The sequence below is a fragment of the Caballeronia sp. INML2 genome, assembly GCF_023631365.1.
GTDB classification, from domain to species: Bacteria; Pseudomonadota; Gammaproteobacteria; order Burkholderiales; family Burkholderiaceae; genus Caballeronia; species Caballeronia turbans.
Genome location: NZ_JALQDH010000009.1, coordinates 38,125 through 44,124 on the forward strand (window position 1 = coordinate 38,125; position 6,000 = coordinate 44,124).

5 protein-coding genes are annotated in these 6,000 nt (G+C 59.5%); 3 read left to right on the top strand and 2 right to left on the bottom strand.

Going from position 1 to position 6,000, the window contains the following annotated elements; translation table 11 throughout:
• Positions 1 to 349 precede the first annotated feature (349 nt).
• Complete coding sequence (locus tag NCT32_RS02800) at positions 350 to 925, bottom strand: pseudouridine synthase (protein WP_061117640.1); 576 nt, start codon at positions 923 to 925, stop codon at positions 350 to 352.
• Positions 926 to 1,128: 203 nt separating this feature from the next.
• Between NCT32_RS02800 and icd the strand changes: the two genes are divergently transcribed.
• Positions 1,129 to 2,385 (top strand): NADP-dependent isocitrate dehydrogenase, encoded by a 1,257-nt coding sequence (gene icd / locus NCT32_RS02805; protein WP_061117639.1) that lies wholly within the window; start codon positions 1,129 to 1,131, stop codon positions 2,383 to 2,385.
• Positions 2,386 to 2,544: 159 nt separating this feature from the next.
• Here icd and cspD read toward each other — a convergent pair whose 3' ends face one another.
• A complete protein-coding gene (cspD, locus tag NCT32_RS02810) occupies positions 2,545 to 2,751 on the bottom strand; it encodes a cold shock domain-containing protein CspD (RefSeq protein ID WP_008351201.1) in 207 nt (68 codons plus the stop codon).
• A gap of 521 nt (positions 2,752 to 3,272) precedes the next feature.
• On the opposite strand from cspD, the gene clpS reads away from it, so the two are divergent.
• On the top strand, positions 3,273 to 3,587 hold the full coding sequence (clpS, locus tag NCT32_RS02815) for an ATP-dependent Clp protease adapter ClpS (RefSeq protein ID WP_008351199.1): 315 nt from the start codon (positions 3,273 to 3,275) through the stop codon (positions 3,585 to 3,587).
• Entirely contained in the window at positions 3,584 to 5,887 is a 2,304-nt protein-coding gene (clpA, locus tag NCT32_RS02820; protein ID WP_061117638.1) for an ATP-dependent Clp protease ATP-binding subunit ClpA, read from the top strand. The genes clpS and clpA overlap by 4 nt, the downstream gene beginning before the upstream one ends.
• Positions 5,888 to 6,000: the final 113 nt, after the last annotated feature.

Genomic DNA, 6,000 nt, shown 5'->3' on the forward strand with positions numbered 1-6,000 from the left:
ACGACCCGGTCATTGAGTCATGTCAGTAAACGAGCCATCTACCTTTCGGTTGACAGTCGAGTCGATAAATTAATCTCGATACGACTGTGAACGCTTGAACCTTTCAAACTCCCTGGAGCACACAGGTTGTTGTAATCAGTTTTCGCTCATGCCGGATAGCTTTCTGCGGCATCTGACGCCCTTAACGCGTCGCGCGCGGAGTCGGTTGACGCGATTTACGGAGAAATGCGCAGCAGAACAAAAAATATTCGTTTCGAGATTTGCGCTACTCGATCTTCATGACACTGCGTTTAAGCGCATCGCACTGAACGATGCAAAGGCGCTTATTTGCGAGATAGTTGAATGCGATTCAACGAACGCGTTGCCACGGCGCGTCTGGCGCAACGTCCGCGGTCTCGCCGGGGGCGATGCCCAGCGCGAAGACATCGAGCGCGCCGATCGCCACGCGCACGAGCCGCAAGGTCGGATAACCGGCCGCCGCCGTCATGCGTCTGACCTGCCGGTTCTTGCCTTCGGTGATGGCCAGCTCGATCCACGTCGTCGGGATGGCGGCGCGAAAGCGGATCGGCGGCGTGCGCGGCCAGAGTGCGTCGATGTCGTGTGCACCGACGAATGCGGTGCGGCAGGGACGCGTCACATAGTCGCCGAGATCGACGCCTTTCGCGAGACGCGCGAGCGCGGCTGCGTCGGGTGCGCCTTCGACCTGCGCCCAATACCGCTTCACGAGCTTGTGACGCGGCTCTGCGATGCGGGCTTGCAGTGCGCCGTCATCGGTGAGCAGGAGCAGCCCTTCGCTGTCCGCGTCGAGTCTGCCCGCGGGATACACGCCCGGCGTCTTGACCCAGTCGCCGAGCGATGCGCGCGTTTCGTGCGCGGAAAACTGGCAGATGGTGCCGAAGGGCTTGTTCAGGGCGATGAGTGACATGCAAGGCGGCGCGCGGGGTGATCGGATGCGGCATCTTAATGCATGCGCCAGGCCCCGTCGGGCGCGCCGGGGCGGGCCAGCATGGTTAGAATGATGTAATGACGAACATTGGGGGCTGTGCGTCGCCCCCGCATGCTGCATCGCATCGTTCTCTTTCCAGTTTGTTTGCTTCCACTCAAGTCCGGCCTTATTTGGAGTCGACCATGCCGTATCAGCACATCAAGGTTCCGGCGGACGGTGACAAGATCACCGTCAACGCGGATTTCTCGCTCAACGTCCCCGATCAGCCGATCATCCCGTACATCGAGGGCGACGGCACGGGCGTCGACATCACGCCGGTGATGATCAAGGTCGTCGATGCGGCGGTGGAAAAGGCCTACGACGGCAAGCGCAAGATTCAATGGATGGAAATCTTCGCGGGCGAAAAGGCGACGCGCGTCTACGGCCCCGATGTGTGGCTGCCCGACGAGACCCTCGATGTGGTGAAGGACTACATCGTGTCGATCAAAGGGCCGCTCACGACGCCCGTCGGCGGCGGCATCCGTTCACTGAACGTTGCGCTTCGTCAACAGCTCGATCTGTATGTGTGTCTGCGGCCGGTGCGCTATTTCAAGGGCGTGCCCTCGCCGGTGCGCGAGCCGGAGAAGATCGACATGGTGATCTTCCGCGAGAATTCCGAGGACATCTACGCGGGTATCGAATGGCCGGCGGATTCGGCCGAGGCGAAGAAGGTCATCAAGTTCCTGCGCGAGGAAATGGGCGTGACGAAGATCCGTTTCCCGGATTCGTCGGGGCTCGGAATCAAGCCGGTGTCGCGCGAGGGCACGGAGCGGCTCGTGCGCAAGGCGATTCAATACGCGATCGACAACGACCGTCGCTCGGTGACGCTGGTGCACAAGGGCAATATCATGAAGTTCACCGAAGGCGCGTTCCGCGACTACGGTTATGCGCTCGCGCAGAAGGAGTTCAACGCGGAACTGATCGACGGCGGTCCGTGGATGAAGGTGAAGAATCCGAAATCGGGCAATGACATCGTCGTGAAGGATGTGATCGCCGATGCGTTCCTGCAGCAAATCCTGCTGCGTCCGGCCGAATACGACGTGATCGCGACGCTCAACCTGAACGGCGATTACGTCTCGGACGCGCTCGCGGCACAGGTGGGCGGCATCGGCATCGCGCCGGGCGCGAACATGTCCGATTCCGTCGCAATGTTCGAAGCGACGCACGGCACGGCGCCGAAGTACGCGGGCAAGGACTATGTGAATCCAGGTTCGGAAATTCTCTCGGCTGAAATGATGCTGCGCCACCTCGGCTGGTTCGAGGCCGCGGACCGCATCATTTCGTCGATGGAGCAATCGATTCTTTCGAAGCGCGTCACGTACGACTTCGCGCGCCTGATGGAAGGTGCGACGCAGGTATCGTGTTCAGGCTTCGGACAGGTGATGATCGAGAATATGTGAGGACTCACCTCAGTTCGATGTGTTAAGTAAAACCCCGGAAGGCTTGCGCCTTGCGGGGTTTTTGACTGGGCGCCAGCGCTTCATATATTTGAGAAGCGCCGAACGAAAAAAAACCCGGCTCGGAGGCCGGGTTTCACGAGGCAAAGTTCGATCGAACGGTCAGGCAGCGTCCTGGATGTTCGAAGCCTGCTTGCCCTTCGGTCCCTGGACGATCTCGAAGCTGACCTTCTGGCCTTCTTTGAGCGTCTTGAAACCGTTCATTTGAATCGCCGAGAAATGTGCAAACAGATCCTCGCCGCCTTCATCGGGCGTGATGAATCCGTAGCCTTTCGCGTCGTTGAACCACTTGACCGTACCAGTAGACATTCGTACTTCCCCTCTAACTCTTGTCGCACCCAGAGCACGCTCGAAAAGCTCGACGGCCACCCCACATTGTGAACCGCCCCCTCCTCACAAGCTCACCTCGGCCTCTTTTTTCGTCCGTGGTTGGCCCCCGGAAAAAAGTGCCAGTTTGATTGTTAAATCTCTTAAATCGGGTGTCAAGGAATTTTTGGGATGGCCGTTAAGCTCGTTGCAAAGAGCACATTCGTAGGGTAATTCCTGCTTTGCGTGTGTGCTGCCGTCCAAGCACGCCATCTTGAAAAGTCGCATAATCGACTCACGTGTGTGTTACCCGGCGGCCCGCGGCGCCTGCTCGGTTTGTTTTTTTTGAAGCTGTGCGATACTCGTTTCGACGAGGGGCAAGCGGGCCGCGCCGAAGCGTTGGGCAGCGGCAGGATTGAATGGACGATAGCTGTGCGAATGCAGTTTTCAGCGTTGCATTCCGACCGGGCGGTCGGTGCTGGAGCGGCAATTGCAAGGACGTCCGTGTTGTTTAGAATGGGTGTATGGCGATCAATCCCAACAAGCAGGATGGCACGGTACTGGAGCGGCAGGAGCAGAAGCTCAAGAAGCCGGCCATGTACAAGGTGGTGCTGCTGAATGACGACTTCACGCCGATGGAATTCGTCGTGATGATCGTGCAGGAATACTTCAATAAAGATCGTGAGACTGCGACGCAGATCATGCTGAAGGTTCATCGCGAAGGCAGGGGAGTTTGTGGGGTCTACACGCGGGATATCGCGTCGACCAAAGTTGAGCAAGTCGTTAGCCATGCACGGCAAGCGGGACACCCGCTGCAGTGCGTGATGGAGGAAGCATGATTGCCCAGGAACTGGAAGTCAGTCTGCACATGGCGTTTATGGAAGCACGTCAGGCGCGGCACGAGTTCATAACGGTCGAGCATCTGCTGCTCGCCCTGTTGGACAATCCGACCGCGGCTGAAGTGTTGCGCGCCTGCGCAGCCAACATTGAAGATTTGCGTCAGAACCTGCGCAATTTCATTCATGACAACACGCCGACCGTGCCGGGGACGGACGACGTCGATACTCAGCCGACGCTTGGTTTCCAGCGCGTGATCCAGCGCGCGATCATGCACGTGCAATCGACCTCGAACGGCAAGAAGGAAGTGACCGGCGCGAACGTGCTGGTGGCGATCTTCGGCGAGAAGGACTCGCACGCGGTGTACTACCTGCAGCAGCAGGGCGTCACGCGTCTCGATGTCGTGAATTTCATTTCGCACGGCATCGCGAAGACGAACAGCGGCGACGCCGCGAAGACGAACAGCGAAGCCAATCCGGAGTCGGAAGACGCCGCTGCGCAAAAGGAAACGCCGCTTGCGCAGTTCACGCAAAACCTCAATCAGCTCGCGAAGGATGGCAAGATCGATCCGCTGATCGGCCGCGAACTGGAAGTCGAGCGCGTGGTGCAGGTGTTGTGCCGCCGTCGCAAGAACAATCCTCTGCTCGTGGGTGAAGCCGGCGTGGGCAAAACTGCGATCGCAGAAGGGCTCGCCTGGCGCATCACGCGCGGCGAAGTGCCGGACATTCTCGCTGACGCGCAGGTGTATTCGCTCGACATGGGTGCGCTGCTCGCGGGCACGAAGTATCGCGGCGATTTCGAACAACGTCTGAAGACGGTGCTCAAGGAACTGAAGGAGCGTCCGCACGCCATTCTGTTCATCGACGAAATTCATACGCTGATCGGCGCGGGCGCGGCTTCGGGCGGCACGCTCGATGCGTCGAACCTGCTGAAGCCGGCGTTGTCGTCGGGTCAGTTGAAGTGCATCGGTGCAACTACGTTTACGGAATATCGCGGCATCTTCGAGAAGGACGCGGCGTTGTCGCGTCGTTTCCAGAAGGTGGATGTCACCGAGCCGACCGTCGAGCAGACCGTGGCAATTCTGCGCGGCCTCAAGACGCGTTTCGAAGAGCATCACGGCGTGAAGTATTCGTCGGGTGCGTTGTCCGCGGCGGCGGAGCTGTCGGCGCGCTTCATCACGGATCGTCATCTGCCGGACAAGGCCATCGACGTGATCGACGAAGCGGGCGCGGCGCAACGCATCCTGCCGAAGTCGAAGCAGAAGAAGACCATCGGCAAGAGCGAGATCGAGGAGATCATCTCGAAGATCGCGCGCGTGCCGGCGCAGAGCGTTTCGCAGGACGATCGCAGCAAGCTCCAGACGCTCGATCGCGATCTGAAGGCCGTCGTGTTCGGCCAGGATCCGGCCATCGATGCGCTGTCGGCATCGATCAAGATGGCGCGCGCGGGACTCGGCAAAACGGACAAGCCGATCGGCGCGTTCCTTTTCTCCGGGCCGACGGGCGTCGGCAAGACCGAGGTCGCGAAGCAACTGGCGTTCACGCTTGGCATCGAGCTGCTGCGCTTCGACATGTCGGAATATATGGAGCGCCATGCGGTCAGCCGTCTGATCGGTGCGCCGCCGGGCTATGTCGGGTTCGATCAGGGTGGTCTTCTGACCGAAGCCGTCACGAAGAAGCCGCACTGCGTGCTGCTGCTCGACGAAATCGAGAAGGCGCATCCGGATATCTACAACGTGCTGCTGCAGGTGATGGATCACGGCACGCTGACGGATAACAACGGCCGCAAGGCGGACTTCCGCAACGTCATCATCATCATGACGACGAACGCGGGTGCCGAGACGATGGGCAAGTCGGTGATCGGTTTCACGTCGCGCCGCGAATCGGGCGACGAAATGGCCGACATCAAGCGCATGTTCACGCCGGAGTTCCGTAACCGTCTGGACGCGATCATCAGCTTCCGCTCGCTGGACGAGGAAATCATCCTGCGCGTGGTCGACAAGTTCCTCATGCAACTGGAAGATCAATTGCACGAGAAGAAGGTCGATGCGGTCTTTACCGATGCATTGCGCAAGCATCTCGCGAAGCACGGTTTCGATCCGCTGATGGGCGCTCGCCCGATGCAGCGTCTGATTCAGGACACGATCCGTCGTGCACTGGCCGATGAACTGCTGTTCGGCAAGCTGCTCAACGGTGGCCGCGTGACGGTGGATGTCGATGCGGACGACAAGGTACAGCTCACGTTCGACGAAAACTCGGCGCCGCCGCGCAATCCGAATCCGGAAGCAATCGAAGTGGATTGATCGAAGGGGTCTTTGGAAGTAAAAACGGCGCGGGTTTGAACTGACCCCGCGAAGTTGGACGGTTAAAGTCTAGCGGGTAGCCAAGGCCTGAGTTCTGTATTGCACGGGACTCA